At 72.3% G+C, this 2,954-nt stretch carries 4 protein-coding genes; all 4 read left to right on the plus strand.

The window, feature by feature from the left end; all coding sequences use genetic code 11:
- The first annotated feature begins 4 nt into the window (after positions 1-4).
- Positions 5-676, plus strand: a complete 672-nt coding sequence (locus tag ACM2XV_RS13790) for a response regulator (protein WP_487027339.1) — start codon at positions 5-7, stop codon at positions 674-676.
- 80 nt (positions 677-756) lie between these two features.
- Positions 757-1,401 (plus strand): M15 family metallopeptidase, encoded by a 645-nt coding sequence (locus tag ACM2XV_RS13795; RefSeq protein ID WP_487027336.1) that lies wholly within the window; start codon positions 757-759, stop codon positions 1,399-1,401.
- The gene (alr, locus tag ACM2XV_RS13800) at positions 1,398-2,540 is read left to right on the plus strand and encodes an alanine racemase (protein WP_487027337.1); all 1,143 of its coding nucleotides are present in this window, start codon (positions 1,398-1,400) and stop codon (positions 2,538-2,540) included. Before ACM2XV_RS13795 ends, alr begins: the two co-directional genes overlap by 4 nt.
- A partial coding sequence (locus ACM2XV_RS13805; RefSeq protein ID WP_487027338.1) for a D-alanine--D-alanine ligase occupies positions 2,537-2,954 on the plus strand: 418 nt, incomplete at its 3' end. The genes alr and ACM2XV_RS13805, both read left to right, overlap by 4 nt.

Genomic DNA, 2,954 nt, shown 5'->3' on the forward strand with positions numbered 1-2,954 from the left:
CCGCATGACCGGCATCCGGGTCGCGCTCGTGGACGATCAGGCGCTGTTCCGCGCGGGCATCCGCATGCTGGTCGAGTCGCAGCCCGACCTCGTGTTCGCGGGCGAGGCCGGCGACGGCGTGGCCGCCCGGGAATTGGCGGGACGATCGCGGCCCGACGTCGTGCTGATGGATGTGAGGATGCCGCGCAGCGACGGCATCCAGGCGACGCGCGACATCCTCGCCGATGCCGACGCGGGCGGCTACGAACCGCCGCGCATCGTCGTGCTGACGACCTTCGATCTCGACGAGAACGCCGCGAGCGCGATCCGCGCCGGTGCGAGCGGCTTCGTCTTGAAGGACGCCGACCCGGAGTTCCTGCTCGCCGCGATCCGCACCGTGCACCAGGGGAACGCGGTGATCGCCGCGACGGCCACGCGGAAGCTGTTCGCCCACGTCGGTCACGGCGGCGGCCGACGCGAGGTTCCCGCCGGCTGGAGCGACCTCACGCAGCGCGAGCGCGAGATCTTCCGGCTCGCCGCCCGGGGCCTGTCGAACGCCGAGATCGCGAGCTCGGAGTATCTGTCTGAGGCCACGGTCAAGACGCACATAAGCCGGGTCCTGGCCAAACTCGGCCTGCGGGATCGGGTCCAGCTCGTCGTGTTCTCGTACGAGCACGCGATCCCTCCCGAGGGCTGAGCGCCGTCATCCTCGAGGATGACGCGAAAGCCCACCCGCGGCCGACGCGCCGGCCAAGCCGCCGTCCGTAGCGTCGAAGCATGGTCCTTCTGCTCTCAGATCCCCGCGTCGCGCAGGTCCCCGTCGCCGACTGCGGCGACCCCGTCATCAGCTTCCCCGCGGTCATCGGCGGGTCGATCTCAGGCGCGGTCGACGGGGTCGTCCGGGTGCGCCGCGGCCTTGCGGCCCGGCTCGTCGAGGCGGCGATGTCGCTCGGCGACGGGCTGTCGCTGAAGATCATCGAGGGTCATCGCAGCGCACATGCACAGCTGCGCATCATCGACACGTATGCCACGGAGCTGCGCCGGCTGCACCCGGAGCTCGATCGTGCCGAGGTCACGCGCCTGTCGAGCCGGTTCGTCGCACCGCTGGGGGTTGCGCCGCACGTGGCGGGTGCCGCGGTCGACTTGACGCTGGTGGGGCCCGATCTGGAAGAGCTCGACCTGGGCACCCCGATCGACGCGACGCCTGAGCAGAGCGCGGGTGCGTGCTACTTCGCGGCGACGAACATCAGTGCGCAGGCGCGCGCGAACCGCGACCGGCTGGCGACTGCGCTCAGCGGCGCCGGTCTCGTGAACTATCCGACCGAGTGGTGGCACTGGAGCTACGGCGACCGCTACTGGGCCGCAACGGGCGGTCACTCGCACGCCATCTACGGCCCGATCACGGAAGCGCACGCGGCATGAGCGGCACACGACTCGTCGTCGACCGCTCGGCGATCGCCGCGAACACCCGCCACTTCGCGGCTGTGATGCCCGGCCGGCTGATGGCCGTCGTCAAGGCCGACGGATACGGTGCGGGCGCCGAGCTCGTGGCGCGCACGGCGTTGGCGAACGGCGCGACCCGTCTCGGGGTGACGAGCATCGCCGAGGCGCTGGCACTGCGAGCCGCCGGGCTCTCGGCGCCCATCCTCAGCTGGCTGAACACTGTCGACGCCGACTTCGCCGGCGCCATCGCCGCTGGGGTGGAGATCGCGGTTCCGGGCGTCGCCCACCTCGACGCGGTGCGCCGCGCCGCGCGCAGGAGCGGTCGGCGCGCGCTGATCCACCTGCAGATCGACTGCGGCATGGCACGTGAGGGGTGCGCGCCCGCACTGTGGCCGCAGCTGCTCGGCTTCGCGGCAGCTGCCCAAGCCGAGCGCGACGTCGAGGTCGTGGGCGTGATGGGTCACTTGAGCTGCGCGAGCACGCCGAGTGCCGCTGCGAACAGGCGCGAGCGCGCGCGATTCCTGAAGGCGGTGCGCGCGACCGCAAGCGCGCGGCTGCATGCGCCGCTGCGTCACCTCGCCGCGACAGCCGCGACGCTGACACAGCCCGCTGCGCGTCATACCCTCTGCCGGGTGGGTGCCGGGCTCGTCGGCATCGACCCGAGCGGCACCGTGCCCCTGCGCGGAGCACTGATGCTGCAGAGCCAGATCGTCGATGTGCGGCGGGTGCCGGCCGGAACTCCCGTGGGCTACGACCACAGCGCCGTGACCACGCAGGACACCACACTCGCGCTCGTCGCCGCCGGTTACGCCGACGGGGTTCCACGCGCCGTCGCCCCCGACGCCGAGATCCTCGTGCGCGGGCGCAGACGGCGCATCGTCGGGCGGGTGTCGATGGACCAGCTCGTCGTCGACCTGGGGGCTGACGGAGACGCGCTGCCCGGGGAGTTCGTCACGATCTTCGGGCCGGGCGATTACGGCGAGCCGACCGTCGCCGACTGGGCCGCGTGGTGCGGAACGATTCCCAACGAGATCGTGACCGGCATCGGCCGGCGGGTCGAAAGGGTCGAACGGGCAGAGGGCCTCGCGTACGCCGAGACGGTCAAGGCCGCATCGTGAGCGAGAAGACCAGGGTCGCCGTCATCGGCGGCGGCGCGAACGGCGAGCACGAGGTCTCGCTCGCCTCCGCGCGGGCCGCCGCGTCGGCGCTCGACCCCACCCGCTATGAGCCGGTGCGGCTCACGATCGCTCAGGACGGGTCCTGGCGCGTCGGGGACGAGCCCGCCCAGCTTTCCGAGGCCGTCGCCGCGTTGGGGGACTGCCACGTTGCGCTGCCGCTCGTGCACGGAGCCCCGGGTGAGGACGGCACCATCGCGGCGCTGTGCGAACTCGCCGGAATCCCGTATGTCGGCAGCGGCGTGAGCGCCGGGGCCCTGGCGATGGACAAGCACGCGACCAAGCTGCTCGCGGCATCCATCGGCCTGCGCACCGCCGCAGGCGCCCTGCTCACCCGGGCCACGCGCGATACCTACG

It is taken from the genome of Gryllotalpicola sp. CP2-P1 (assembly GCF_057512245.1).

Excerpts from the sequence above, each read along its gene's own strand:
- alr (WP_487027337.1), top strand. The coding sequence starts at position 1,398 with ATGAGCGGCACACGACTCGTCGTCGACCGCTCGGCGATCGCCGCGAAC.
- ACM2XV_RS13790 (WP_487027339.1), top strand. The coding sequence starts at position 5 with ATGACCGGCATCCGGGTCGCGCTCGTGGACGATCAGGCGCTGTTCCGC.
- ACM2XV_RS13795 (WP_487027336.1), top strand. The coding sequence starts at position 757 with ATGGTCCTTCTGCTCTCAGATCCCCGCGTCGCGCAGGTCCCCGTCGCC.